This window comes from Brevibacillus migulae (assembly GCF_004521915.1).
Lineage (GTDB): Bacteria > Bacillota > Bacilli > Brevibacillales > Brevibacillaceae > Brevibacillus_F > Brevibacillus_F migulae.
Genome location: NZ_SDKD01000091.1, coordinates 1 through 305 on the forward strand (window position 1 = coordinate 1; position 305 = coordinate 305).

1 protein-coding gene is annotated in these 305 nt (G+C 40.7%); it reads left to right on the plus strand.

Features of this window, described 5'->3' with window-relative positions:
* On the plus strand, window positions 1–305 hold a 305-nt coding region (locus tag EIZ37_RS25740; protein ID WP_134687574.1), incomplete at both ends, for an ATP-binding protein.

The window sequence follows — 305 nt, forward strand, 5'->3', positions numbered from 1 at the left end:
TTGCAATTTATCGAACACCAAGAAAATATTGTTCTTCTTGGGCCGCCTGGCGTTGGTAAAACTCATTTAGCCGTGGCACTAGCGATGGAGGCCATTCTGAAACGATACACTGTTTATTTTATTACAGCCCATGACTTGGTGCAGAGCCTTCAGGAAGCACATCGAACAAATACGATTCGCAGGAAATTTGGCTTATTTACAAAGCCAGATCTCTTAATTATTGACGAGATTGGCTATCGTAAAATGGATGAAACCGCAGCTCATTTTTTCTTTCAAATAATAGCGGAACGATATGAAAAAGGCTC